Consider the following 26,511-nt stretch of genomic DNA (forward strand, 5'->3'; position numbering starts at 1 on the left):
CATCAGGCAAGATCCAGCGCCTCGCGCAGGGTGGTCACGGCGCGAATTTCCAGTCCTTCGAGTCCACCCTTGGGCGCATTGGCCTTGGGGATAATGGCCTGACGCATGCCATGCTTGGCCGCCTCGCGCAGTCGCTCGAGGCCATTGGGTACTGGGCGGATCTCCCCGGCCAGGCCAATTTCGCCGAAAACGGCTAGCTCCAGTGGCAACGCGCGGTCGCGATAGCTTGAGAGCACCGCCAGCACCAGCGCTAGATCGGCGGCTGTCTCGGTGACGCGCACGCCGCCGACCACATTGGCAAAGACATCCTGATTAAACATGGGCACGCCGCCGTGGCGATGCAGCACCGCCAGCAGCATCGCCAAGCGGTTATGGTCCAACCCCAGGGTGACCCGGCGCGGATTGGCCAGCGGGCTTTCGTCAACCAGGGCTTGCACCTCCACCAGCAGCGGGCGGGTGCCCTCGCGCGTGACCAGCACCACCGAACCTGGCACTGGCTCCGCCTGGCGAGAGAGAAAAATGGCTGAAGGATTCTTGACCTGCCGCAGCCCACGGTCGGTCATTGCAAAAACGCCCAGCTCATTGACGGCACCGAAGCGATTCTTTACCGCCCGCACCAGCCGATGGGTGCCACTCGGTCCACCCTCGAAATACAGCACCGTGTCGACCATGTGCTCTAGCACCCGCGGTCCGGCCAGCGCGCCTTCCTTGGTGACATGGCCGACCAAAAACACCGTAGTGCCGGTCTGTTTGGCAAAGCGCACCAGTTGCGCAGCGCTCTCGCGCACCTGGGAGACCGAGCCGGGCGCCGAGTTGGTGGTCTCGCTGAACAGGGTCTGGATGGAATCGATCACCAGCACCGCCGGGCGCTCCTGCTCAACGGTGGCCAGGATGCGCTCGACCGAGGTCTCGGCCAGCAGCCGGATGGCATCACGCGGCAGCGAGAGCCGCAGTGCGCGCAGGCTGACCTGCTCTGGGGACTCTTCACCGGTCACATAGAGCACCGGATGGCGGCGGCCGGGCGCCTTTGTTTCCGCCCAGCCCGCACCAATGGCAGCGCAGGCCTGCAACAGCAGCGTGGACTTTCCAATGCCCGGATCACCGCCGAGCAGCACCACGGAACCCGCGACCAGTCCGCCGCCAAGCACCCGGTCGAGCTCACTAATGCCGCAAGGCGCGCGAGTCTCCACCTCTGGAGCCAAGTCCGCCAGATCATGCACCAAACCAGCCGTGGCCGCGCCGGCATAACCGCGCCCGCTAGGAACGGGCGCCGGGCGATGCTCCTCGACCTGATTCCAGGCACCGCAATCCGGGCACTGCCCCGCCCATTTCGGCAGCTCCGCCCCGCAGGCGGCGCAGACAAACAGGGTCTTGGGCTTTTTGGGATTGGCAAGGGTGGACATGGCGGAGTTTGAAGTGTTAATCGGGAAGGGCCGTTTGACAGCAAATTGGGGTTCAAGGCAGTTCGAAGGAGGGCGCCAACTGCTGCAAGACCTTTGCGGGCAACAGCAGGCGATCCGGGCAGCCCGGCAATGGGATAAAGCCAAAGCGTCGGTAGAAGGCCGCTGCCGATGCATCCTTGGCATCCACCACAATGGCGGCAACGGCCAGTACCTGGCTGGCCTGTATAACTTTGCGGCAGGCATCGGAAAGCAAGATCGAACCCAATCCACGGCCCTGAAAGCTCTGGTCGACGGCCAAGCGTCCGAGTAACGCAATAGGCACCGGATAGCGGGGCAGCTTGCGCGCCATCTCTGGCGGCAAACTTTCAGCACGAACGCTTCCCGCGCTCAACGAGAAGAAGCCGGCGGGACGCTGCGTCTCATTTGGAGTGGCGGCGACGAATACCCGAGCAATTCCCCGTCTCACATCCTGGGATGCATAGCGCCGCAGGTAGAGATCGAGTTGTGGCTCGCCACAGTGAAAGAGGTCGGTATCGATGGTGCCATCAAGCGCCTGGATAACGAAGCTCAAGAAGCGATAACCTGTTCCGAATGACGTTCGAAGGCACGAACCAGCGCGGCATTGGGTACAGCCGGCGTGTCGAGCGCGGCAAGAAATGCCTGAAAATCGTCGTTTTGAAGCGTGATCGACTCCTGTTCGCTCAGAATGCGTTCCGCAGCGGCGACGGCTTCGTTCAGAACGAATGCTGACAGATTGGAGCGGCTGTAGGCAGCTGCTTTGTCCAGCAACTGCCGGGTACGCTCGTCGCAACGGATATGGAGACGGCTATTTTTGGTTGCGATCAGGCTCATTGCAGGTTCCGGGGGAAATAGGAAGACTTTCGGAATTGTGCGCCGAACGTGCGTACAGGACAAGTCGAAAGCCCTTTTGTCTTCAGACAGCATATTGGCATGGCCCCGGAAGCCAATTGCGGATCCTGCCAACCGACATCATGGGCAGGGCGCACATACTTGATGTTGAGGCCCGTCGTTAATCCGGTCGACAGGCGCTTCAGATCAAAACCCACCGCCCTCGCTGTAGTAGTCGTGGGCCAGGTTATCAAAGCGCGTGTACTGCCCCTGAAAGGCGAGCTTCACGGTGCCGATGGGGCCGTTACGCTGCTTGGCGATGATAATCTCGGCAATGCCTTTGTCGGAGCTGTCTTCGTTGTAGACCTCGTCGCGATAGATAAAGGCGATCAGGTCTGCGTCCTGCTCAATGGTGCGGGCCGACATTACCGGTCGATTCGCGATTCTGGCAGTCGGCAGAATACAGCGGTCGGCTCAGTTCGATGGCGCTTCGCCAACCTCTTGCAGCGCCTGCGCCACCAATGTGGGACTGAGATACAACCCCTCGTCAATCAGCCGTTTGATAACAGGCTTGGCTGCCGGAATCTGTCCCATGCGTTGAGCCGCGAGAAGGATTCCTAATGTTCCGACGACTGGAATATCCAGGCTCTGCGCACAGCGGCGCGCTGCGGCGTCATCCAGCACGGCAACCGCCGTGGGCCGCCGAAGACAATGACTCAGAACCTGGGTTTCGCCTGCTCCGAGGTCCCATGCCGCGACAATTGGGGGAATCGCGATGTCTTCGGCAAGAACCAGCCTGCGCTGGCTCTTAAAGGCACCCGTGATCTCTGGTCCATCCCAGCCGGCGCGAATCTCTCGCACGACCGCATCTGGAACCGCGACATCCGTTGTGCTGAATTCGAAAAGCCAAGACCACCCATTAACCCGATGTAAAAAGATCAGTGGAGAGGCGTTGACGATCAGCTTGTCAGGCACGCCAGTTCCTCGCGCAATTCTTCAATGTCTGCTTGCACGGCAGGCACGCGGCGTCGATACAGTTCGCCAAGGAGATCAGTGCGGCTAAGCCCGAGAATTTCAGCTGCCTTGCTTTGCGAGATACGCCCTTCCGCATACCACTGAACCACCGCTGCGCTCTTGACCTCTTGCGCGAATTCATTCGGGCCCTGTCGGAGTGCGGATAGAGCGCCTGAATCAAAATCAACCATGATCTGGGGCATCGTGTCCTAAACCTCTCTTGCAGCGCTGACATGAATCAACTTTCAGCCTGGTTGTCAGGCAGAGTGCACGTTAAACAACGGCGTTCAACCGTTTGCTCAAGCTTCGGTCCCGCTTGTGCATAACGACTACGAGGGCTTGGCGCCGTCTCTCGCGACCTTAGTCTGGCCGGAAATAAGCCGGACATCCAAGCCGTTTGGCTAGGTTGTAACGTTCAAAACCCACCGCCCTCGCTGTAGTAGTCGTGGGCCAGGTTATCAAAGCGCGTGTACTGCCCCTGAAAGGCGAGCTTCACGGTGCCGATGGGGCCGTTACGCTGCTTGGCGATGATGATCTCGGCAATGCCCTTGTCGGAGCTGTCTTCGTTGTAGACCTCGTCGCGATAGATAAAGGCGATCAGGTCGGCGTCCTGCTCGATGGCGCCGGATTCTCTCAGGTCCGACATGACCGGTCGCTTGTTCGGTCGGCTTTCCAGGCTGCGGTTGAGCTGGGACAGGGCGACCACGGGTACGCTCAGCTCCTTTGCCAGCGACTTGAGTGAGCGGGAGATCAGCGAGATTTCGGTCGCGCGGTTCTCACCGGCCATCGGTGCCTGCATCAGTTGCAGGTAGTCGAGGACGATCATGCCCAGTTCTTTCTCTTCGCGCTTCAGCTCCCGTTGCAGGCGCCGCACCCGCGCGCGCACCTCGGTCGGCGACAGACCGCCGGTGTCGTCGATGTGCATGGACACTTGCGACAGCATACTGACCGCCGAGGTCAGGCGCGGCCAGTCCTCATCGCCGAGCTTGCCGGTGCGTACTCGGTGCTGATCGATCTGCCCGAGCGAGGACATCATGCGCATGGCAAGGGAGTCGCCGGGCATTTCCATGCTGAAGATGGCGACGCCTTTGCCGGTTTTTATCGCGACATTTTCGGCCATGTTCATGGCGAAGCTGGTGTTGTGCACGCAGATGTCGTTGGCGATGAAATTGTGGGTATCGGGGATGGTGAGATCGTAGACTTGACGCAACCCAAGGGGCTCGATGGCGACGATAGGGTCCCAGAACAGATCGCTGCAAGCAAGATCAACTAGCGACTGATCCCCCAAGGCGCAGGCCAGCTTTGCGAGCCGCTTGCGGGGCAGGGCGCGCTTGCCCACATGAATGTTGCTGGTGCCGATCAATCCCGCCCGCTCTGCGAGATGCGCCCAAGACTCCTTACCCTTCAGTGCTCGCAGCCGCTCCCAGACGCCAACTGGAATCAGGTCGGTGTTGGTCTGCTGGCGCTTTTGCGCGAGCGCCTCGAGCACGCGCTCGAGGGCGGGCTCTTTCGAAAAGATGCCGATCTCGGTGGCAAAGGTCCGAATCGAGTCGCCATCGGTGATATCCAATTGCCAGGCATGGGAGTGGCCCTGTTCGCGGCGAATGCGGCGGTGACGCAGCTTGGCGATGATGCCGAAGCGCAGCAGCAGATGCTGAATCTGTCGGGCCAGGCGCTCACTGACCGAGGCGTAGCCAAGCTGACATTGTCCGCTGCTCAAGCGCGTCGCCCAGCCATCGGTGGCGAAGAGCCGGTTTAGAAACAAAGCCAGTTGATCCTTCGGCAGTTGAAAGACGGGCGTGGGAACGAATTTGCCGTGCGCGTCGCGTTCCCAAAGTCCAAGCTCGATGAGCCAGCGAGTCAAGGCATTGGGACCATTTTTCGCGCCATCCAACCGTGGATTGGGATCCCAGGTAACGCGAATGTCGGCGAAAAAGTCTGTAATGCGGTCGAAAAGCGCCACACCGGGCATGCTGCGACCTTGAATCCAGTTGCATACGCTGGCCGGGCATGCGCCTGTGGCAAGGGCGAAGGCGCGCTGGGACGATCCAGCCGCGACCAATGCGTCCGCGAGCGCTTGGCCAAAGACTCGACGCTGATCCTTGATGCGCGCGTGATCGCCGATCACACAGACCTCGGGAGTTCGGTCGGGGCGTTGCTTGAGTAATGCGCGTACCCCGCCGAAATCCTGCGCGGCGGAGATAAAGTCCGCTTGAATCGAGGCGTTTTCGTTGATCAGTTTGGGCGTTCGGTTTCTAAAGCAGCCGTCGCCAATGAGGTAGCCGAGCAGTTTGACCTCGCACTCGCGCATTGCCTGGGTGCCAAAGACCGGCAGGCGGCGTGGGACGCCAATGGTGTCGCCGACCTTGAGCTCGCCAAGCGGCTTCCAGCCATCCAGCGTTAGAAAGGGATGCGTGGTGGTTGTTTCAACGACGCGGCCGAGCCTTGTGGTCACACGGAAGGCGGGCTTGAAGCCGTCATCGACGAATGCGCTCGCCCGCGCAGTCTGGAGTCGCAGCCGTTCGCTGAGTGTCAGCAGTTCGGCCTGGCGTCGGTGGAACAGGGTTTCAATGGTTTCGACGCGACCGTCTGCCAGCAGGATCTCCGAGTTGGCCTCGAGGCATTTGCCCATTGACGGCCGTCCGGCCACGATAACGAGATCCCCGGCTTGCAGACCGGAGGTTTTCATGTCGAAGTCGGTAAAGCCGGTCGGGACGCCGGTGATGGGTTCTTCGCGATGGTAGAGTTCGTCGATTTTGTCCATCGCGGTGACCAGCAGGTTGCGGATCGGCTGGAAGCCTCCGCCGCCGCGAGTGAGTTGCTCGGCGATCTGGAACACCTTGGCCTCGGCCAGGTCGAGGATTTCGGACTCGCTGCGGCCCTCGGTGGCGAAGGCCAGGTCGGCGATCTCGACCCCGGCACGGGCGAGCTGGCGCAGCACCGAGTTGAAGCGCACGATGCGCGCATAGTGCACAGCATTGGCGGCGGAGGCGGTGTTGCGGTCGATCTCGGCGAGATAGGGCAGGCCGCCGATGTCCTCGAGCAGCGAGCGCTTTTCGAGCGCTTCGGCCAAGGTGACGACATCGAAGGGCTGGTTTTCCTCGGCCAGGATGGCGATGCCGCGAAAGACCAGGCGGTGTTCCTGGCGGTAGAAGTCGTCTTCGCAGACTTTGTCGGCGATCTGCTCCCAGGTGGCGTTTTCGAGCATCAGGGCGCCGAGCAGGGATTGCTCGGCGTTAATGTTGTGCGGTGGGACGCGGGCGTCGGCGAGTTCTGGTGGGGCGGTTGGGTCCAAGGACGTCATCCTTTGTGTTTGCGGAGCAGTGCGGTTTTGGGAGGGGGGCAATGTCTGAGCGGTAAGGGCTTGCCCATGGCTTTGGGTCGGGTACCGGTCGCGGGGGACGCCGTGAATCCATCCATGGAGGCTTCACGGCGGCATCCCTGATTGCAATCAAGGGCCGCCGAGACCCCCGCGCCCGGCACCCGACCCAAAGCCGAAAGTTCGCCAGTGAAATGATATTCGCCAGCGAAAGCTATCAAGTGGCGTATGGATTCGACCCTGGAAGCTGGGTTTAAACCGGCTTGTAGATTTCCCCGCCGGTATTGCGAAATTCCGCAGCCTTTTCTTCCAGCCCCGCATCCAGGGCGCGGGTTTCGTCGCTCAGGGCGTGGGCCTTGGCGTACTCGCGCACGTCCTGGGTGATTTTCATCGAGCAGAACTGGGGGCCGCACATGGAGCAGAAATGCGCGACCTTGTGCGAGTCGTGCGGCAGGGTTTGGTCGTGAAACTCATGCGCGCGCTCGGGGTCGAGGGCCAGGTTGAACTGGTCCTCCCAGCGGAACTCAAAGCGCGCCTTGCTCATGGCGTTGTCCTGGATCTGAGCGCCGGGCAGGCCCTTGGCCAGGTCCGCGCCATGCGCGGCGATGCGGTAGGCGATGATGCCGTCGCGCACGTCCTGCTTGTCGGGCAGGCCGAGGTGCTCCTTGGGGGTGACGTAACAGAGCATGGCGGTGCCATACCAGCCGATGTTGGCTGCACCGATGGCGGAGGTAATGTGGTCATAGGCCGGCGCGATATCGGTAATGATGGGGCCTAGCGTGTAAAACGGCGCCTCGTAGCAGTCGGCGAGCTCTTTGGTGACATTCTCTTGGACCATCTGCAGGGGCACATGGCCGGGGCCTTCAATCATCACCTGTACGTCCTGCTCCCAGGCGGCTTTGGTCAGCTCGCCCAGGGTTTCCAGCTCGGCGAACTGGGCGCGGTCGTTGGCGTCGGCCAGGCTGCCGGGGCGCAGGCCATCGCCCAGGCTGAAAGCGACATCGTAGGCGGCCATGATGTCGCAGATGTCGCGAAAATGGGTGTAAAGAAAATTCTCCTGATGATGCGCCAGGCACCATTTCGCCAGGATGGAGCCACCGCGGGAGACGATGCCAGTGACCCGATCAGCGGTGAGCGGGATGTAACGTAGCAGCACCCCGGCGTGGATGGTGAAGTAGTCCACCCCTTGCTCGGCCTGCTCGATCAGGGTGTCGCGGAAGAGCTCCCAGGTGAGTGCTTCGGGGCGGCCATCGACCTTCTCGAGTGCCTGGTAGATGGGCACGGTGCCAATCGGGACAGGCGCGTTGCGCAGAATCCATTCGCGGGTCTCATGGATGTTCTTTCCCGTCGACAGGTCCATCAGGGTGTCGCCGCCCCAGCGGGCGGACCAGACCATCTTTTCCACTTCCTCGGCGATGCTGGAGCTGAGTGCGGAGTTGCCAATATTGGTGTTGATCTTCACCCGGAAGTTGCGCCCGATGATCATGGGCTCGAGTTCGGGGTGGTTGATGTTCGCCGGGATAATGGCGCGACCGCGGGCGACCTCGTCGCGCACGAACTCCGGCGTGATGTGATCCGGCAAATTGGCGCCGAAGGCCTCGCCGCGATGCTGGCGCAGGAGCTTCTCGTAACGCGGGTCAGCGCGCAGTTCGTCGAGCTTTAGATTCTCGCGTAGGGCGACATATTCCATCTCCGGCGTGATGATCCCCTGGCGGGCGTAGTGCATCTGGGTGACATTCTGCCCAGGTTTGGCGCGGCGCGGTGCGCGGCGATGCTCGAAGCGCAGGTGATCGAGCGTCGGGTCCTGCAGACGACCTTGGCCGAAGGCGGAACTCGGTCCCCCAAGCTGTTCGGTGTCGCCGCGCTCGGCAATCCATGCGTCGCGCACATCGGGCAGGCCGCGCAGCAGGTCGATGGTCGCGTCCGGGTCGGTGTAGGGGCCGGAGGTGTCATAGACCGGGATGGGTGGGTTGTCTTCTGGTCCCTGATTGGTCTCGGTTGGTGTCTGCACGACCTCGCGCAGCGGCACGCGCAGATCGGGCCGCGAGCCTTGCACCCAGATGCGGCGGGAGGCCGGAAAGGGCCGCGTCACCTCGGCGGACAGGCGCGTGCTGGTGGCGACAAAATCGGCGGGAAGAGTGCGGGGCGGGGCGTTCATCGCGGCTGTCCTCATTAAACCGCACGGCGCGCATCCGGGCCGGCGGCGGTTAGTCGGGTCTTGGCCGCACGGGTGGGGCGGGAGAAGAGTATCAGCTGGGCCGCGTTCTAAAGATACCTTGTTGGGGCACCTGATTGGCCGGTCGCATGATCCCCACTTCCCTCCGCCGGTGCGAACCGGATCAGGTGCTTAAGGGTGTTTCTCAGCCCGTGGCTTGTTCGGGCACCCCCAGCAGGATGTAATAGCACGCTAGCCCAAGGCGCGGGGGATTTCAAGCGGGTGAATTCTGATGATGTCTTTGGGGGCTTTGGGAGTCCTTGCAGTCGTTGTGGTCCTTGGAGCCTTTATAAAAGCAACCAAAGACACCAATGACACCAGGTACCCCTGGAATCTCAACCACAAGACTCTGACAGTGCTATCCGTCCGATTTCAGCAGAAGCCTTGCGGTTCTCGGGTATAGAATGCCAGCTGGTTTAGTTTATCCGAGGAGGCTCATCATGGTGGTGCTCATTGTCATTTTGGTAATTTTAGCGCTGCTGGCGATTTGGGGTGTCACGTCGTACAACGGTCTGATCGCCGCGCGCAACAATATCGCCAATGCTTTTTCCCAGATCGATGTCCAGCTCCAACGGCGCCATGATTTGATTCCAAATCTGGTCGAGTCGGTCAAGGGCTACATGAAGCACGAGCAAGATACATTGAACCAGGTCATTTCCGCGCGTGCGGCGGCGCAGCAGGCGCAGATCACGATGAAGGGCGATCCGACCGACGGCGCTGCCATGGCGGCTTTGGCCGGTGCCGAGACGGCCCTCGGCGGGGCGCTCGGGCGCTTGTTCGCGCTGGCTGAGAATTACCCGGACCTCAAGGCCAATCAGAACATGATGATGTTGCAGGAAGAACTCTCGAGCACCGAGAACAAAGTCTCTTTCGTGCGTCAGGCGTTCAATGATGCTGTGCTGAATTACAACAATCGCCTGCAATCCTTCCCGATCAATCTGTTCGCTGCCAATTTCAACTTCAAGCAGGCGCAAATGTGGGAGATGGAAGACACCACTGCGCGAGAAGTGCCCAAGATCAGTTTCTGACGCGGGCGGAAGTGCGATATGGACTTTTTCGCGGCACAGGCGCGGGCGCGCACGAATACGCGAGTGCTGATTCTGTACTTCGGCCTGGCATTGCTGGTGATTGCCGCTGGCGTGTATGGGCTGGCGCTGCTTTTGTTTACTGGCGTCATGGATGGTAGCACCGCCGCGAGTGGCGGTTTCCAGCCTCTGCTTTGGTGGCAGCCGGGTGTTCTGGTGGCTGTGCTGCTGGGTGTCGGGCTAGTAATCGGCGGTGGCAGCCTGGTCAAGATCGCGATGTTGCGCCATTCCGGTGGCGCCGGTGTGGCCGAGTCACTCGGTGGGCGGCGCGTTGAGCGTGACACGACAGAGTTTGCCGAGCGTCGCCTGTTGAATCTGGTCGAGGAAATGTCCCTCGCCGCCGGCATGCCTTTGCCGCAGGTCTACATTCTGGATCATGAGCAGGGCATCAACGCCTTTGCCGCCGGCTTTTCTCCCGATGAGGCCGTGGTGGCCGTGACCCGTGGCTGTCTGGATCAGTTTAGCCGCGATGAGCTACAGGCGGTGATCGGCCATGAGATGAGCCATATCGTGCATGGCGATATGGCGTTGAATGTGCGGCTGATGGGAGTGATCTTCGGGCTGCTGATGTTATGGACGCTGGGGCGCTGGATGCTTGCGCTGGCGCCAAATCGCGGGCGCGGGAGCAAGAACCAGGATAGTCGGTTGGCTATTTTTGGGCTTGGAGTCTTGGTGCTTGGGGCCATTGGGTTGTTTTTCGGGCGCTTGATTCAGGCCGCCGCCTCGCGTCAGCGAGAATATCTGGCCGATGCCTCCTCAGTGCAATTCACGCGCAATCCACAAGCGCTCCAAGCTGCGCTGCTGAAAATTCTCCAAGCTGGTTCCGGGCTGCAAACGCCGGCGGCTGAGCAGGCGCGTCATTTCTTTTTTGCCGATGGTGGCGGGCGCGCACGCAAGCGCGGCGACGACGCCCGTTCTCTGCGTTCTGCTCAGGGGTTCATGGGCGGCTGGCTGGCGACTCACCCGCCGCTGGTCAGTCGAATTCAGCGCCTTGATCCGCACGGCGGTGCCGAGAGCTTGGCGCGAGCGGTTGATGTCAATGGGGCCGCCGCTGGGCTCGGCACTCCGAACGGTGCGCTGGCCAGTGGTATGACCAGCCTTCCAACCAGTGTTCCAGCCAAGGTTTCGGCCAGCGGTATGCAGGTCCATGGCGGTGCTGCACTCGCCCCTGGTGTCTCTTCGGCGCAAGCGGTGCCGGCGTCTGTCTCAGCCCTGGCCCCATCGCTCGACGCGGACAAGCCCGCCGCAGGTGGCTCTCTGCTGGTGCAGAGCGCCGGTCAGCTCGAAGCCGGGCATTTGGCCTACGTGCAACATCTGATGACGCAGATCGCCCCGGAGATCCAGCAGGCGGCGCATCAACCCCAATCCGCAGCGCTCCTGGTGCAGGCGCTCTTTTGCCTGAGCCGCCCCGATCAGAGCAACCATCGCATGCAAGTGCTTGCGCCGCCTAAGGGCCTGGCCCTGGCTGACTGGGTGCGCTTGTTGTCTGCGCTTCCGGCGCAGGCGCAATTGCTGGTGTTCGATTTGGCGCTGCCAAGTTTGCAGGCGCTGCCCCAAAGGCTGCGTGCTGACCTGCTCCGGCAGCTTGCCGAGCTTGCAGCCCCGGATCTTGACGCTGGGCTGTTCGATCTGTTGCTGCTGGTCGGAGTGCAGGCCGGGGCATCCGCGCATGCAGACCTGGTCAGCATCGCCTCCGACCCTGTCGATAGCATCGTCGATAACAGCATCGGCAAAGGCGCTGCCATGAATCTTGTGTTCTCCTGCCTGGCGCGGGCGGCCGGTACTGGCGCCGATGTCGAGCGGGCATTTGCGGCTGCCTGCGCTCAGGCGCCGGAGCCCTATGCTTGGCGCTTGCTCGCCGGCACCGGGCTGCGCCCGGGAGCACTCATCGGCGCGGGCCGCCGTTTGGCACGCTTGCGCCCGGAGCGCAAACGCGCGCTGCTTGCCGCCTGTGAGGCGGCTGTGGTTGAAAATGCCAGCATTCGTCTGGCGGAAGGTCAGCTGTTGCGCGTCATCTGCGCTTTGCTTGGCGTGCCCATGCCGCTGTTGCTGCCAGGGCAGTTGCGCCATTTTGCCGAGGTCAATCAGGGGAGATGAGCACCAAGCCCGAGCCCCAGCCTTTGCCAGAGGCCGCGCCAGTGCGCGAGTCTGAGCTGGTGCCCAAGCCCGAACCAGCGCCCCAACCAGTGCGCGAGCCAATACAGACCCCGCCTCGGGATTATCGCAAGCGCTGGTCGGCGAAGTGGACCTACTTTGCTGCGGTGTTGGCATTTTCTGGGGTGCTGTGTTTCATCACCGTCTTTGCGCTTTATCAGCTGCGCGAGGATGCGCTTGAAAACGGCTACGCCACCGCCGCCACCTATGCCAGAGCTTTCGAGGACTTCGCCACCCAGACGCTGAATATCACCGAGCTGCTGGCCTCCGGGCAGGATTGGACGGGGGTGATGGCGCGCGCCGATGCGAGCGAGCAAGAAAAGGCATTGGCGGCGGCCATTTTGCATGTGCCGAGCATGCGCTCCCTGTCCCTGGCACGAAAGCGGATCATTCTTGCCAGTTCCAATCCCGACAATCTGGGACTGGGCATCAATTGTTTTGAATTTCTGCCGCTCAGCGACCGCCCGCGTCTGCTGCGTCTGGGGCAGCCCTGGGCAGGGCGCGATTTCGGCGACGGTCGACCATCCACGCCGCTTGCGCCTGTGGCTGGGGCTGATCTCAGCTTTTTGCCCCTGTGCTACGGGCTTGAAGACGCCAGTGGGCTGCGCTTGCTAGGCGCCCTAAACCCGGATTTCTTCTTGCAATATTTCAGCCAGTCGCTGCCGCTTTCGCTCGGTCGGGTCGAGCTGTTGCGCATTGATGGCCGGCGCCTGCTCAGCACCGATCCGGCGCAAGCAGTCGGCGCCATCAGTCCCTATGCCATCCCGACCACGGGGGCTGGCAGCAGCCATTTCGGGCGTTTCGACCCCACGCGCGAGGGCCGCGCCTGGTTGTCGGTCTATCGCTCCTCGTCGCTGTATCCGGTGGTTTCGCTGGTGCATCTGGATCAGGCGATAGTGCTGGCGAATTTTCATCGCACCCAGACCATTGTGCTGGCGGTGATTGTGCCGATGCTGGTGGTCTTCTGGGGATTGTCGCTGGGGTATTTTTTCCAGCGCGAAAAAGAATTCAACCTGCGCCTGAGCATGGAGCGCGCCGAGCAGGCCAACGAGGCCAAGAGCGCCTTTCTCGCCAACATGAGCCACGAGATCCGCACGCCCATGAACGCCATTCTCGGCATGAGCTGGCTGGCGTTGCAGACGCCTCTGGCGCCACGGCAGCGCGACTATCTGTGCCAGATTGAGCTGGCGGGCAAGGCACTGCTCGGTATCATCAACGACGTGCTCGATTTGTCCAAGGTCGAGGCTGGCAAGCTCGAGATCGAGCACCGACTCTTCCGCCTCCCCGATGTGATGTCCGAACTTGAGACCCAGATGGGGTTTCCGGCGCGGGAGAAGCAGATCGACCTGCGCGTGCAGGTCGCGCCAGAGCTTGGCGCGCCGGTGCTCGGTGACCCGTTGCGGTTGCGCCAGGTGCTGACCAATCTGCTCGGCAATGCCATTAAGTTTACCTCCGAGCAGGGCCGGGTGACGCTTGAGGTGCGCTCGCTGTCAGACGCGGCGCAAGAGGGCGAACGCCAGGCGGTCTGCTTTGCGGTGAGGGATACCGGCATCGGCATGAGCAGCGAGCAACTCGCGCGTTTGTTTCAGCCTTTCACCCAGGCCGATGCGTCCATCACCCGGCGCTTTGGTGGCACCGGTTTGGGTTTGAGCATCAGCCAGCATCTCGCGCACCTGATGGGCGGGCATATCGAGGTGGAAAGTCAGCCGGGGCAGGGCAGTTGTTTTTGCTTGATGCTTGCCTTTGAGCCCGCCACCGTCGATGTCGCCGCGACCTTGCCAAGCGAGCCAGGGTTCACCGCCGAGCAGACTGAGTTGCTCGCCCGCGCCCGGGTGTTGTTGGTGGATGACAGCCCGGTCAACCTTCAGGTGGCCAGCGGTCTGCTCGGAACCCTTGGCATCGTGCCCGAGGTGGCCGCGGATGGCCCCGGGGCGATTGGCGCGGCTGAGCGCATACTGGGCGAACGCGGCGGGATCGATCTGATTTTTACCGACGTGCAGATGCCGGGTATGGACGGCATTGAGCTGACCCGAGAGTTGCGCTCCCGCAAGCCCTTTGCGCTTGTGCCAATCATTGCGATGACCGCTTATGCCATGCGCTCCGAGCAGGAGCGCTGCCTGGCCGCCGGTATGAACGACCATGTTGCCAAACCGATCGACATCGCGGCGCTCAAACGGGTACTTGCGCGCTGGCTGGTTCCAGACCTGGTCTCCCATGGTCAGCTGGAACCCGCCGCACTTGCCAAACCGGCGCAGTCTGCTCCAGCCGATGCACTGCCAGTGGCTGTTCCGCCCGACGCCATTGCCGGCATCGACCTTGCCGACGGCGCCTATCGGTTTGGCGATGATGCTGAGCTTTTCTTGTCGGTCCTGCTCCAGTCGCGCCAGGCCGTGCTGGCACACCATGGCCAGCTCGAGCAAGCCATCGTGCAGCAGGACATTGCCAGGGCCAAGGAGATCGCGCACACCGTCAAAGGCACTGCGGCCAACGTCTCGGCGCGGCGGCTGCAACAGGCCGCAGCGCGGCTTGAGAAACTGCTGAAGCAAGACCAGATCGCAACGCCTGACGCGGTTGCAGCAAGAGAAGAATACAGCCGCGCTTTCGCTGAACTTAAGGCCGGGCTTGACGCCATGCCAGAGGAGCCAGAGCAGTCAGAGGAGAAAGCCCGATGATGGGACCACGAGCCTGGCTGGTCGCCGGGTTGATGCTGGGGTTAAGTCAAGGCATGGCCCAAAACACGGATCAAAGTACGGGCCAAAGTATCAATGGCGAGCCCAACCGCCTGGAGCGCATTCTGAGCGCAGGGCAGGTGAGGGTGTGCATCTGGCCGGAATACTATGGCATTACCTATCGCGATCCGCGCACGCAGAGCCTGTCTGGCATTGACTACGACATGGCCCAAGCGCTGGCCGCAGATCTGGGCGTCGAGCTTGAACTGATTGAGAGCAGCTTTGCCGAGCTGATTCCGGATATTGAGCAGGATCGCTGCGATGTTGCCATGTTCGCCATTGGTATCACCCCGGAGCGCGAAAAGCATCTTCGCTTTACCGAGCCGCATCTTGCCAGCGACATTTACGCGGTGACCACCAAGGCCAATCGCCGCATTAATAGCTGGGAGGATATCGACCGCGACGGGGTGTTGGTTGCCGTGGCTAAGGGCACCCTGCACGAACCCATCATGCGCCGGCGGTTGCAGCAGGCAAGGCTCAAGGTCTTCGACACCCCCTTCGCACGCGAGCAGGAAGTCCGCTCCGGGCGCGCCGATGTGTTCATGACCGACTATCCCTACGGGAAGCGAATGCTTGACACCGTCGACTGGGCGCGGCTGATCGCACCCGAAGGCGGGTTTCACATCACGCCCTATGCCTATGCACTCAAGCCGGGTGACGATGCCTGGCACGCGCGCATGCAAGAATTTGTGCAATCCATCAAGCAGGACGGTCGTCTGGCGGTGGCAGCAGAAAAAAACGGCCTGTCGCTATTGTTGGTGGGGGACGTGGATGATCAGGACAGTGATGAGCGCAGTTTTGTAACCATCGACCCACCAAACGACTGAATCGGCAAACCGGCGACAAGCAGAAAATTGGACAGCATCAGTCAGAAGGCTTAGTGAAGATTAGGAGTCGGCTGGGCGAAGACGTTCATCTCGGTCTTCTGTAAGCTGGGTATCGGCTGATACTTGGCCTGAACGCGCCAGATTCAGCTCGCCAAGTCAATGGTTTCCGCATCCTGTCCGAGCCAAGATCGCCACTCTTGCGTCTGGCCCGATCACTACCCTGCGTAAGGAGAATCTGTTCAATGGCTCGCACAAGGCGCGACCGCAAGTCACTCCGTTCAGGCCCTGCCAACAAATGTCAGGCAGACAGCAAAGTCCAGCCACTGTCCGATCACGAAAACGCAACCAACGACCCTGCGGCGCAGGGCATTCAGGCCCGAGGATAGGAAATCCAAACCACCCTGGGGATCCAGTACGCGTGTCAGTGCGGATATTATCGGTCGATGAGAACGAGGTCAACGGCGGAAACACGCCTGCTCGCCCGTTTTGAGGGGCGCAGGACGGACTTGGTTGCGTGTTTTGAGCGAAGTTGGGCGCGGGCGGGCGAACTGAAGACAAACGCCCTTGGCGCCTTGTCTGGTGGGAAAAGGCGTGGCTACCAAGCGACGCGTTGATCGAACTCGAACTCCGGCTCGGGTTGAGCAAAGTCATCCCAGTCCGGTGCTGGCTCGGGCGCATCATCCCAGGCGGGTGGTCCGCGCGCGGGAGCGATGGGCGGAGGACGAGGGGGTTCGCCGATATGGGTGAGAATCTGCCCAATGGGCGCGGCCTCGGTGATGAATACGATCAGGCGCATGTCCGCGCCACAATTGGGGCAAGTCAGCGGCAGCGACTCGAACAGGCGGGCCAGTAGCATGACCCAGAGATAGCGTGCCGGTGAGCGAGGAGGCGCGGCTGGGCATTCGCGGAACTGCTTCTGCGCAAATGCGCCTCAATGACGCGCATGAGAATTTTGAGCACGGCGCTGAGCGCTCGCGGCTCGCGCTCCAGGTACCAGCGTAAGCGCTTGGGTACTGAAAGAACCCACTGGCGCACCGGCAGTGGCGGTATGACATGATCGACCAGATGGGCAGCTGTTTCAGCCATGCGTCGCGCGTTGCACGAAGGACATACCCCGCGCCCCTTGCAGGAGAACGCCACGAGAAAGTCATGACCACAGTCAGGGCAGCGTGCACGAGCAAAACCGAAGGCGAGAATGCCGCACTCCAGGTAGCGGCGAAACTCCCGCTCGACATAAGTCGGCACGCGCGGCGCGCCCCAATCCTCCTCTCTCGCGAGAGCGAGAAAAGACTCCAGATGCTGTTGCACGATCTGGTAGAGCGCGGTGTGCTCCGGACAGCGGCGACGATAGGCCACCATCGGGCGGTGTGATGCGGCGACGGCCATGATGGAGTGCTGGTGGAGCCACAGCAATGAACTGTATAAAAATACAGTATAGTCGTCATGCGAGGGTATTGGCGGGTGGGCGAGAAACACCGTCAGCCCCGACCAAAGGGTGAGCAGGCTGGTGAGAACCTTCTCGCGCCGAGTCCGACGGCGCGCCCATGCTGAAAAGCGAGAACGCGCGCCTGAACGGCTGGACCTTCGTCGACATCCGCGGCCGCGACCTCGGGCGCTGGATCGCGGAGGCCAAGCAGGTGGTGGCCGAGCAGGTTGCGCTGCCGCCCGGTTATTCGCTCACCTGGTCAGGCCAGTACGAGTACATGCAACGCGCCCAGGAGCGCCTGACCATGGTGGTGCCGCTGACGCTGCTGATCATTTTCGTGCTGCTGTATCTGACCTTTGGCCGCGTATCAGAGGCGCTGTTAGTGATGCTGTCGCTTCCCTTCGCGCTGGTCGGTGGCCTGTGGTTGATCCATCTGCTCGACTACAACCTGTCGATTGCCGTCGCCGTCGGCTTCATCGCGCTCGCCGGCGTGGCGGTCGAGTTCGGCGTCATCATGCTGGTCTACCTCGACAACGCCCTGGCCGACGCCCGCCGCGCCGGAACTCTGGCAAGCGAGCAAGACCTGAAAGCCGCCATCGAGGAAGGCGCGGTGCTGCGCATTCGCCCCAAAGCCATGACGGTCGCGACCATCTTTGCGGGCCTGCTCCCCATCATGCTCCAGGGCGGAGTTGGCTCCGAAGTCATGCGCCCCATCGCCGCCCCCATGGTCGGCGGCATGGTCACCGCGCCGCTGCTCAGCCTGTTCGTGCTGCCGGCGATTTATTTGCTGTGGCGGCGGAATACAGGACAGCTTATGAGCACCGGTAGTGTTACACACGGACAATGAAACCCGCAGCCCGGGCATGGCTGCGGCCAGCGCGACCACTGGTGGTCGGAGCCTTTGGGCAACGGTGGGCAGCCGCATTGTCGGTGGATGGCAACACTGGTCACTCAGCCTTGATCTGCTTTCCTGTCTATAACTCGGGATTTAGCAGTTGAAACAAAACAACCGCCAGGGTAATGAATGCCCCGAAGCAAGAGCAGTGAGCAGCACGGGTTTCAGCGTCGGCGGGACGTTATTCTGTAGGGTTGCATCTGGCTTCCCCCTCCATGAAACAATCGAGAACCCTGTGCAGGGCCTTGGTATCAATAGGCTTTGACAGGTACCAATCCATCCCTGCGGCGAGGCACTTTTCCCGGTCCCCCTCCATGGCATGGGCGGTCATGGCGATGATGGGAATGGATGCGTCCAGGTCACCGTTCTGATTTCCCCGGATGAGGCGGGTCGCCTTGATGCCGTCCATCTCGGGCATCGATACGTCCATGAACACCACGTCAAACCGCTGAGCGGACAGCATCTCCAACGCCTGGCGGCCGTTGCAGGCCGTCTCCGGACTGTGCCCCAGCTTTTCCAGGATTCTACACAGGAGATTGGCGTTGATCGGTTCATCATCGACCACCAGGGCGCGCAGAAGCTTACCTTGCGACTCCCCGGCTTGGTGGTCCGCCAGAACAGGGTTGTTGTCAGTTGATGCGTCCTCGGCACAGGTGCCGACAACGATGTCGAATCGGACCGTCGTTCCACGGCCTAAGTCACTGTCGACCACTACCTGCCCGCCCATCAAGCTCACCAGTCGTTTGACAATGGCCAGACCCAGGCCACTGCCTTGGAAGCGGCGACGGAGGGAACTGTCGGCCTGAGTAAAGGGCTCGAAGAGATCGGGAATATTGTCCGCGGAAATGCCGACGCCGGTGTCCATAACCGTGAATTGCAGGCGGATGCGCTCGCCATCAATGGACTCCAGCGCCCGGACGTCCAGGCGCACCTCCCCGTGGTCGGTGAACTTGACGGCATTGCCGATCAGGTTAAACAACACTTGACGCAGTCGGGCCTCATCGCCAACTACCAGAGCGTCGACGCCTGGGTCGATAGCGGCATTCAGGGTGATGCCTTTGGATGCGACCTTGGGACTGAAGGTGTTGACCACTGATCGCACCAGAGCGTCAACTGCGAAGGGCTCACACTCAATGGAGAACTTGCCAGCCTCAATCTTGGAGAAGTCAAGGATATCGTTGATCAGAGTGAGTAGGCTTTGCGAGGAATCCATGGCAGAGTCGACGTACTCGGCCGCTTCCGGATCCAAGTCGCACATACCCAAGAGCTGGAGAAAACCCTGAACGCCATTGAGCGGCGTCCGGATTTCGTGGCTCATTGTGGCCAGGAAAGCATCGGGTCGCGAGGCCGGTCACAACATCTCAGTTGACGCCAATTCAGCGCACCAGTAGGAAGGAAAGATTATCCGGCGCGCCAGCGTCCAGCACCGCATGGAGGTAGCGACCGGCCAGTTCGGGGAGCGATGCCTCTGGGTCGAACAACGCCTCCACCTTGCTCTGGCTCAGGCTGTCGTGCAAGCCATCGGTGCATAGCAGCCAGGTCGAGCCTTCTGGCCAACGGCCGGTTTGCCAGTGGATGGCAAAATCGTCCTCGGTCTCGTCGGCGCTGATCATGTGCTCAAGGTCGTGATAGAGATGGCCGACCTCCTCGCCGGGTTGCAACTCGCCGCGCTCGAGCATCGATTGGTAGTAGGTGTGATCGACTGAGAGCTGTCGCCAATTCCCGTCGGCGGAAATGCAATAAATGCGCGAATCGCCGACATTAAGCGTGCTGAAGTGGCCGTCGCGCCATTGCAGCATCGCCAGCGTCGTGGCGCTAGCGTGCAGCGCGGGCTGGCGGGACAGCTTGCGACACAAGCGCGGGTGGATGACGCGGCGCAGTGCCCGCGGGCCGATCCAACCGTCCTGCCAATGCTCGGACCCGTCTTGCTCCGCATCGCGCAAGAGCTCCAGCAAGGCGCGGCTGGCCAGTTGGGGCTTGTAACTGGCGGCAACACCATCGGCCACCGCGCACAGGCCTGTCTCCGCCTCGAACGCCTCATGGCGCGGAGCCAGGTCGTTTGCCTGCCATACCTGACCGGCGGCCAGCAGCGCATCTTGTTGCTCGCGAGGGACCAGTCCGCAGTGCTGTAGACTGGCGAGATGCAGCGGACGGGAACTGGCTTGATCGGACATGGTGATCCTTTTAGGTGTTAGTCATGGCGACTGAGTGGAAATCGGCTTCTGCTCTTGCTCCACAAGGGGAAAGCTGCGCTTGCAGATCGGTTGGCTCGCGTCCGACTTCTCGATGCCCAGCAGACTGTTCAATCGGTCGCGACGGTCACGGAGCCTTTCGAGATCAATATCTTCGGTTCGCGACCGTATCAAAGCAGCACCTGAGCAACCTGGTTGCGTCCCACCGCCATGGACGCAAATCCAATCCCCCGGTCTCAGTTGATTGATCCACCCGAGCATTTTCTCGAACACATGATCCTGCCAAAGTTCGTAACGGGTTGAATACAAGGTGGGCGGTTCGCAATGCATGCAGAAATAGTGGCCATCGGCGCTGATTTCCTCGAAAAGATCAAAGTCAGCAATCATGTCGAGGAGCCTGCCCTGGGCGTCATGGGCGTCGACGACAGTCCTGTCGCGGATATCCATTGTCGCCAGTCCATTGGCTTGAAGCTGAAAGGACAAGTCCGGGGCCAAGCCGGAAAAGCGCAGGATGAGACGCTGCTCGGATGAGTCGGCCATCCAGGGCGGATAGCGGAAGCGCCGATAATTGTTCTGGACCCAAGCGCCGTATGCCTGGTGAATGAATGGAGTGCCTCGGGATACCCTGTTTTTGGGTAAGATCGCCATCCGCTTAATCCCGAATTGGCTCACCACGAAAACACTCAATCCTCGGCCAGCGCCGCGGCCAGGACGCGTCGTCCAGTGCGCAGGCCATGCTGCCAGTGGGTGACCGCAAAGCCCAAGGCATCCTCCGGCAGACGGGACATCAGATCATCCCTCAGGCGGCTGAAGTCACCGAGATTGGCCTCGGCGTAGCTAATAGACAGAAAGGCCATCGCGCCTTTCGGGTGCTTGGGTTGGAGTTTTTTCCACAAACGCTCGACTGCCTGGCGTTCACGGTCGGGATGATTCCACAGAGTCGCGGCGGCGCGGACATAAAACCCGGCCGTTAACACGCGATGCAAATTGACCAGGCATCCAGCACCGACGGCTTTGTACCAGATTGGACGAAAAGACCATCGACCGCGAAATTGCGTCGATCATGCTGACGCAAGGCCGCGAGCAGCGGCTCGGTCGCGCGTCCCAAGCCGACGCAGAGTGAAAACACGCGCTCTGAATTTCCGCCGGCGGGTCCCGAGGGTTGATCAGCCAGAAGGGGGTCAAAATCGGGTGTGTGAGTCATGCGGATGAAACAGCAATCAGTTGGATTGTGTGCGCAGATAGGCAAGAACCGCCGGCCAATCCGGAAAGGCCGGCGAGCCGAAGTGCAGATGCTCGCCGACAAAGCGGTCAGCGCCATGACGGGTGCGGTCATCGACCAGAAAATCACCCTGATTGAGGTGCTTGTGATGGGTGAGAATCAGCCGCTTGCGCGCGCTCTCGCCCAAATAGCGTTCCACCCACACACGCTTGTCGCTCCACGCCGACGGGTTCTCCCAAGGCGCGGTGGACAGCAGGTAGGTATCGAACAGCGTGCGCAACTCGTGATAGGCCGCGACAGCGCCGGGCATGGGTTGCATCAGGGCAAACAATCCGGGAATGTCGTCAAGATGGCCGTCGTGCTTCTGCACCAAGCTGGGGTCAACGCGCGGCAAGGCCGACAGAAAATCAACCAGTACGCCGTCCATATCAAGATAGAGGATTTTGAGCATAGGGTTCCCGTGCATGATTGGAGTGGCCTCGTCAGCGGCAACGGTTCTTATTCAGTGTCGAAGTTGAAACTGACGAAGGTGAAACCAGAGTCCCCGCGCTTGTAAGTGAGTTGCGAGCCCTCCTCAACCAAAGGCGAGGCTCGCACCATGTCCTTGATTTGCTTCTCGCTCAGGTCTCCCAGATCTTCATTGGCAAAGATGATGCTCTCGGCCATGATCCCATCCCACCACCATTTTTGATACAGAACGGCGTAATCGCCAAGCTGAGCCTCTTGTTGCAAAAGGATTTTGGTCTCGTCATCGACTGGAACAGTCTCAAATCTGTTCATCATATTTCACTCTTTTCGTTTGGTTTTTGGATGAAACAACCTCGGATTCGGCGGCTTCGGATTCAGCCGCTCTCGAAGGTTCCGCGCATCATGGCGAGCACCGCCTTCTGCAAGCCGTTCGGATCGCTGACGCCTTTCAGCTCGAAATTGTGCTGTTGTCTTGATCCGTCAATGAGCACATCGCCATAGCTGAAGACATGACCGATGATTGACTGCTGTATATCCGCCGAGCGAATCAGCCGACCCTGCACTTCGTCGTTTTTTAGCTGAAGGCCAACCTGTCGACGTATCGCCAAGCGTTTATTGGTGACGACGATATCGTTGAACAGCAGATTGCACAGCATCATCCAGAGGGCCGGAAACAGGAAGATCAACCGCGAAAAAGTAAAAGGTTGATAATGAGGGCGAAAGTAGATTGTTTCGCCTGGAATTAGGTGTTGATCGAAGAATTTCATTGAGTGCCTCTGTGATTTGTAGACATTTTTTCGATCATGAAGTGGCTCGCGTGAATCTTCGCGATGAAGCTATGCTTAAGCGTTAAGTCAATTCGTTGACCAAACGCCAGCGCGCTTCAATTTTTCGCAAATAACCGTTTTCATCGCGTTTGCCATATTTGGATAAAAGCTCACAATAAAAAATGGCCGTGACCACCTTGCCAACGCTAAGGTATTGCCCGCCAGGCTCCCTCACGGCCTTGGGCAGCACCCATGAAAACAGGTTGACCCAGTCCATGTTGCGCACCGCACCGGCCACGCCATCTTGCATGGCGCCGATGATCGGCTCCCATTTTTTGCCGTCGCTGATGAAATCGTGTCTTACCTTTTCAAAACTATGCAAAAACTGCTCAGAAGTCATACCCAGTTTGCCACAGACCTGTTGTTCAATCTGTTGCCATTGCATGACCGCTTGGCTAACCAAAGGCTCAAGTTCAGCCGGTAGGGGTTGCACCAGGAACCTTTCGTTGAGATGAGCGAATTCGTCAGTTTGCCAACGATTTGCAGTTTTCTCATCGCGCGCCGCAAGCTGCCTGACACAGCTATTCCAGATTTCACTTTCCAATTGCGTGATTGCCGAGCGCATTTTTCCTCCTGAGATCCTGTGCTGTAAAACCGAATCGCTTGATAGCGCACCGTCCTTTTCCGAATGCCCGGGCTGGCGGCGGCATTAGTCCGCCGCCTCCGTGACCGCAAGACTGAGGTCAGATTGGCAATGGTGCCACCCAACCGCCGGCACCGATCAGAAAGGCTTCGATATGAACGCCGCTTTGCTTCATCGTCTCAATGTTGGCGCGCCATTTCTCATAGTGATCATGCCACCAAGCATCGACGATCAGCACCGCATGGCGGGTTGTTCCAGGGCAGCGGCCTTGCAGATGGCGAACCATCTCTTCAAGAATCTGGGCGCAGTTGTAATGGCCCTTGCCTTGGCGCAGTTGTCCGTGCAGGGCAACAAAGAGTGCAAGCGGGTGGCATTGATCGCCGGGCTCGCCGGGATAACAGTTGATCGGGCCGGATTGAGATACGGCGATTTCGAACAGTTGATCGACTGACAGTCCGCCGTCCGCAGCTAACTTGGCGATACGCTCAGCTAAAGGAAAAGTTTCTGTTTGCACAACTACACCTCGTTGCGGTAAATAATTGGGAGCTTTTCTCTAGTTTTAACAAGTCAGGTAATATTTTTAACAAGACCATCATGACACAGAAGCGCGTTCTGGTCTTTCAGCACTTCATAAATCCTATCGACAATTTCAAGCAATTTTTCGATAAGAGTTCCGTCGTTAATAGCTACCCATGGTTTCGCGTCATCTTGCCAGTGGCGAAATCCTTCACCAAAGACAGTCACTCTGTCACCATATATCCACCATGGATAGATTCCGCCATACGGTTCAGAAACATCGATAATTTTATCCATAATTTTTCTGATCAACTCTGATTCTTCATCGGTTAAGTCGCTTTCATTATAGCTCGCAATTCCAACAAAAAAGTCTCGGAACCAACTCGATTCAAAACCAATAACGAGACGCGTTCTCATTTTGCAGTCGAAGAATTTAAAACCAACGTCATTTCCTCCGCGTCCCTCAAAAAAACGTTCGTTATTCTCCAGGCAATATGGTTTGTTAGCTAGTTTTTTATTAAGGTCGCTCCTAAGTTTACACATTAAATTCGTCTTAATCGAATCAAAGGTTTTCGCAACTAGAAAAGCTGCTTCAAGATTTTCAGCAGAAGATAGTACGCTATTTTGGATCTCTTGCTGTTCACTCATGTCTGTTTCTCCACTTACTTTAGTACGAATAAACTTAATCATTTCTTCAATAAATACACGAACTCTTACAGAGCGGGTTTTCTGGGCGGCGGTTTGAAGCAAATCTTCTGCGTCTTGATAGGTAAGGCACAAAAAATTCTCGTTTTCTTGCAGTTTATTTATTGTATGGCTATCAATACTTTCACTCCCTGGTTTCCGGTTGCTCAAGTAGACAAGAAGCCACTTGCTTTTTGTTGAGTTTCTCTCTAGATAGTTGGCGTAGTCCTTTAATTGGTTGACCTGATCTCCAGCCCAAGGCTTGTTTTCGATGCCAATCAAGCCTCCATTGCTGAATCGGATCAGAATATCGATGCGGCGTCCCTGGTTTGTTTGGTGCTCCAGAGTGACAGCTTGACATTCCGCAGTCGTCGCCCATTTCTCAAGGTTTGCGTTTTTTAGGCTGTAACTTAGGTGGCTGACAAATGTGTTTAGAAAGAGTCCGCCTTGACCATGTTTGCCATGCTTGTCACAGGCGATTGGATCAAGCAAGTCGGCGAGACAGCGAGACAGGCCAAGTTCGTCGCTGCGCAGATAATCAAAGAAATGAAAATCGGGCGCGAGTTCGTCGGCAAAACGGCGCTTGGCTTGACGTAAAGTCGAGACCCGCTGAAAAACATCTTTCAGCAGAATTTCTGAGTGGTGTTGAATGGCTCCGCGACGGGCATTGACAGCCGTGCTGACATCCTGTAATAAGTTTTCGATGCTCACGAATGCTCCTGCCAAAAAGCATGGCAAAAATAGCGGCTACACGCTAAAGTGTGGATGAAAATGTGGGCCATAGAATTTTAGATAACGCGACTTTGATGCGTGCATTGTTCGCACAAATACCTGCGATAGTCTCCATGTGTAATCAATTCCCCCTTAATCGGTTAATTAAAAAAATAGCAAAAGTCGTTGACCGATTGCCCATCGGACAAAGAACGCGCCTCCAATGTTTTACGAACAAACAGCGACTGTGCCGGGTAGTGTTCATCAAAACCTTCAATCGCGTCCACGTCCGCAAGAATCGTCTGGTCAATGTCATACAACTCGCCAATCACCTGGGAGTCTCCCTCGGAGACGCCGGGATACCAGCCCAGGTCGAAGAGTTGAGCGGTGATCGTGGCCGCTCCCAGGAACTCGGCGGCGGCCAAGACCGATTCTTTTTCCATCCCTTTTAACAGGGTTCCGTAAACAAATACTTTCACTGTCAATTGCTCCTGCCGATTCAGGCAGTTGTCGCATAATTATTGAGCTTTGGGTTCCTTTTGCTGCATTAGCGGACATATTCTTTATACCCACCGGAGATGTTGCCAAGCATTCCTGTCACTAAATCCGCTAGATTCGCGACACCTGACGTCTGCAAGCGGCCAACGGACGCAGAAGTGGCCAAATAGTCCAGCAATGCCGGGCGGAAACGCGCGTCATCGGCGAACAGCGGCCAGTCACGATAACCTGGGGAGCGATAGGCAAAGGCAGCATCCAACAAACGGTGATAAAACACTCGATTCATGCGTCCAATTCTGGAGTTCCATGCTTGATTCAGGATTCGCTGTCGTGACCAGGCGACAGCCAGTGCTTCCTCGCGCATGGGATCAGAGTGGCCGCCCAACAGTTGCCGCAGGACATCACAATGGAAGTGAAACAACTCATGCTGATAGGTCTGCATGACCACCAGATCGAGGGCGCCCAAAAGATCGAGCTTCGTCAGATAGGGCAGTCCGCGCCGGGTTTGCGCAATCAGCGACCAGTAAAACCGGTGCAGGTTGCGCTGGAGGAGGATCACGCGGCCGGGACTGTGCATCGGCACATACACCCCCAATAGGTGAGGATGCCCGGCGAACTCGTCGGGGAGGCGCTCGTTGTCTGGGCCGTCGTAGACATCGGGATCAGGACTCAAGAAATAGTCGGGCTCTGGCAGTTCGACGAAGATGGCTTCGTCGAAGATCACTTCATCGTAAGTTCCAGTGCGGAGGGCGTTGATCTCGTTGGCGATGGCATTGATTATCCGTGCATCAGCAGTCATGGTGATAGTCGCCTTAATGTGTATTACTCGGCATCTCAATCGCAGTCGACGTATGTCGTCCAATAAAAAATGTATCGAGTTTGGAGATGAGCATA

General features: G+C 59.2%; 24 protein-coding genes, 2 pseudogenes and 1 riboswitch. Of the genes and pseudogenes, 5 read left to right on the forward strand and 21 right to left on the reverse strand.

Going from position 1 to position 26,511, the window contains the following annotated elements; translation table 11 throughout:
• Positions 1-2: 2 nt before the first annotated feature.
• From radA to thiC, 8 genes and pseudogenes are all read right to left on the reverse strand, one after another.
• Complete coding sequence (radA, locus tag Thiofri_RS02105) at positions 3-1,403, reverse strand: DNA repair protein RadA (protein ID WP_009150060.1); 1,401 nt, start codon at positions 1,401-1,403, stop codon at positions 3-5.
• Positions 1,404-1,455: 52 nt separating this feature from the next.
• Positions 1,456-1,974, reverse strand: a complete 519-nt coding sequence (locus Thiofri_RS02110) for a GNAT family N-acetyltransferase (protein WP_009150059.1) — start codon at positions 1,972-1,974, stop codon at positions 1,456-1,458.
• Positions 1,971-2,255, reverse strand: a complete 285-nt coding sequence (locus Thiofri_RS02115) for a type II toxin-antitoxin system TacA family antitoxin (RefSeq protein WP_009150058.1) — start codon at positions 2,253-2,255, stop codon at positions 1,971-1,973. The genes Thiofri_RS02110 and Thiofri_RS02115 overlap by 4 nt, the downstream gene beginning before the upstream one ends.
• 204 nt (positions 2,256-2,459) lie before the next feature.
• Positions 2,460-2,687, reverse strand: a pseudogene (locus Thiofri_RS02120) (DnaB-like helicase C-terminal domain-containing protein); the annotation flags it as partial.
• A gap of 39 nt (positions 2,688-2,726) precedes the next feature.
• Positions 2,727-3,227: a DUF3368 domain-containing protein gene (locus Thiofri_RS02125; protein ID WP_009150057.1), complete on the reverse strand. Its 501-nt coding sequence runs from the start codon at positions 3,225-3,227 to the stop codon at positions 2,727-2,729.
• A complete protein-coding gene (locus tag Thiofri_RS02130; RefSeq protein WP_009150056.1) occupies positions 3,212-3,469 on the reverse strand; it encodes a UPF0175 family protein in 258 nt (85 codons plus the stop codon). The genes Thiofri_RS02125 and Thiofri_RS02130 overlap by 16 nt, the downstream gene beginning before the upstream one ends.
• A 212-nt stretch (positions 3,470-3,681) precedes the next feature.
• On the reverse strand, positions 3,682-6,570 hold the full coding sequence (gene dnaB / locus Thiofri_RS02135; RefSeq protein ID WP_009150055.1) for a replicative DNA helicase: 2,889 nt from the start codon (positions 6,568-6,570) through the stop codon (positions 3,682-3,684).
• Between the two features lie 268 nt (positions 6,571-6,838).
• Positions 6,839-8,743, reverse strand: coding sequence for a phosphomethylpyrimidine synthase ThiC (thiC, locus tag Thiofri_RS02140; RefSeq protein ID WP_009150054.1), 1,905 nt, complete (start codon positions 8,741-8,743; stop codon positions 6,839-6,841).
• A gap of 141 nt (positions 8,744-8,884) precedes the next feature.
• A riboswitch (TPP riboswitch) is annotated at positions 8,885-8,983 on the reverse strand.
• Between the two features lie 257 nt (positions 8,984-9,240).
• Here thiC and Thiofri_RS02145 point away from each other — a divergent pair.
• Genes Thiofri_RS02145 through Thiofri_RS02160 form a run of 4 tightly spaced genes read left to right on the forward strand, consistent with a single transcriptional unit; the run spans position 9,241 to position 15,595 of the window.
• A complete protein-coding gene (locus Thiofri_RS02145; protein WP_009150053.1) occupies positions 9,241-9,828 on the forward strand; it encodes a LemA family protein in 588 nt (195 codons plus the stop codon).
• Between the two features lie 18 nt (positions 9,829-9,846).
• Positions 9,847-11,982: a M48 family metallopeptidase gene (locus Thiofri_RS02150; protein WP_009150052.1), complete on the forward strand. Its 2,136-nt coding sequence runs from the start codon at positions 9,847-9,849 to the stop codon at positions 11,980-11,982.
• Positions 11,979-14,711 (forward strand): ATP-binding protein, encoded by a 2,733-nt coding sequence (locus Thiofri_RS02155; RefSeq protein ID WP_009150051.1) that lies wholly within the window; start codon positions 11,979-11,981, stop codon positions 14,709-14,711. The genes Thiofri_RS02150 and Thiofri_RS02155 overlap by 4 nt, the downstream gene beginning before the upstream one ends.
• Entirely contained in the window at positions 14,708-15,595 is an 888-nt protein-coding gene (locus Thiofri_RS02160; protein ID WP_009150050.1) for a substrate-binding periplasmic protein, read from the forward strand. The genes Thiofri_RS02155 and Thiofri_RS02160 overlap by 4 nt, the downstream gene beginning before the upstream one ends.
• Positions 15,596-16,190: 595 nt before the next feature.
• On the opposite strand, the pseudogene Thiofri_RS02165 reads toward Thiofri_RS02160, so the two are convergent.
• Positions 16,191-16,981: pseudogene (locus tag Thiofri_RS02165) on the reverse strand (transposase zinc-binding domain-containing protein).
• Between the two features lie 158 nt (positions 16,982-17,139).
• Here Thiofri_RS02165 and Thiofri_RS02170 point away from each other — a divergent pair.
• Positions 17,140-17,868, forward strand: coding sequence for a CusA/CzcA family heavy metal efflux RND transporter (locus tag Thiofri_RS02170; protein WP_456129288.1), 729 nt, complete (start codon positions 17,140-17,142; stop codon positions 17,866-17,868).
• Positions 17,869-18,097: 229 nt separating this feature from the next.
• Here Thiofri_RS02170 and Thiofri_RS02175 read toward each other — a convergent pair whose 3' ends face one another.
• The 12 genes from Thiofri_RS02175 to Thiofri_RS02230 form a co-directional block, all read right to left on the reverse strand.
• Entirely contained in the window at positions 18,098-19,234 is a 1,137-nt protein-coding gene (locus tag Thiofri_RS02175) for a response regulator (protein ID WP_009150048.1), read from the reverse strand.
• Between the two features lie 58 nt (positions 19,235-19,292).
• Positions 19,293-20,090 (reverse strand): PP2C family protein-serine/threonine phosphatase, encoded by a 798-nt coding sequence (locus tag Thiofri_RS02180; protein WP_009150047.1) that lies wholly within the window; start codon positions 20,088-20,090, stop codon positions 19,293-19,295.
• A 21-nt stretch (positions 20,091-20,111) separates the two neighbouring features.
• On the reverse strand, positions 20,112-20,555 hold the full coding sequence (locus Thiofri_RS02185) for a hypothetical protein (protein WP_143741971.1): 444 nt from the start codon (positions 20,553-20,555) through the stop codon (positions 20,112-20,114).
• A 236-nt stretch (positions 20,556-20,791) separates the two neighbouring features.
• Positions 20,792-21,094, reverse strand: coding sequence for a hypothetical protein (locus tag Thiofri_RS02190; protein WP_009150045.1), 303 nt, complete (start codon positions 21,092-21,094; stop codon positions 20,792-20,794).
• Between the two features lie 234 nt (positions 21,095-21,328).
• Positions 21,329-21,796: a 5' nucleotidase, NT5C type gene (locus Thiofri_RS02195; RefSeq protein WP_009150044.1), complete on the reverse strand. Its 468-nt coding sequence runs from the start codon at positions 21,794-21,796 to the stop codon at positions 21,329-21,331.
• A gap of 32 nt (positions 21,797-21,828) precedes the next feature.
• Positions 21,829-22,113, reverse strand: coding sequence for a hypothetical protein (locus Thiofri_RS02200; protein WP_009150043.1), 285 nt, complete (start codon positions 22,111-22,113; stop codon positions 21,829-21,831).
• A 59-nt stretch (positions 22,114-22,172) separates the two neighbouring features.
• The gene (locus Thiofri_RS02205; protein ID WP_009150042.1) at positions 22,173-22,565 is read right to left on the reverse strand and encodes a PH domain-containing protein; all 393 of its coding nucleotides are present in this window, start codon (positions 22,563-22,565) and stop codon (positions 22,173-22,175) included.
• 82 nt (positions 22,566-22,647) lie between these two features.
• On the reverse strand, positions 22,648-23,190 hold the full coding sequence (locus Thiofri_RS02210; protein ID WP_009150041.1) for a hypothetical protein: 543 nt from the start codon (positions 23,188-23,190) through the stop codon (positions 22,648-22,650).
• Between the two features lie 118 nt (positions 23,191-23,308).
• Positions 23,309-23,722, reverse strand: a complete 414-nt coding sequence (locus tag Thiofri_RS02215; protein WP_009150040.1) for a hypothetical protein — start codon at positions 23,720-23,722, stop codon at positions 23,309-23,311.
• Between the two features lie 53 nt (positions 23,723-23,775).
• Positions 23,776-25,119, reverse strand: a complete 1,344-nt coding sequence (locus tag Thiofri_RS02220) for a PDDEXK-like family protein (protein WP_009150039.1) — start codon at positions 25,117-25,119, stop codon at positions 23,776-23,778.
• A gap of 161 nt (positions 25,120-25,280) precedes the next feature.
• Positions 25,281-25,598: a gamma-glutamylcyclotransferase family protein gene (locus Thiofri_RS02225; RefSeq protein WP_009150038.1), complete on the reverse strand. Its 318-nt coding sequence runs from the start codon at positions 25,596-25,598 to the stop codon at positions 25,281-25,283.
• A 68-nt stretch (positions 25,599-25,666) separates the two neighbouring features.
• Positions 25,667-26,416: a hypothetical protein gene (locus Thiofri_RS02230; RefSeq protein ID WP_009150037.1), complete on the reverse strand. Its 750-nt coding sequence runs from the start codon at positions 26,414-26,416 to the stop codon at positions 25,667-25,669.
• Positions 26,417-26,511 lie beyond the last annotated feature (95 nt).

It is taken from the genome of Thiorhodovibrio frisius (assembly GCF_033954835.1).
Taxonomy (GTDB): Bacteria; Pseudomonadota; Gammaproteobacteria; order Chromatiales; family Chromatiaceae; genus Thiorhodovibrio; species Thiorhodovibrio frisius.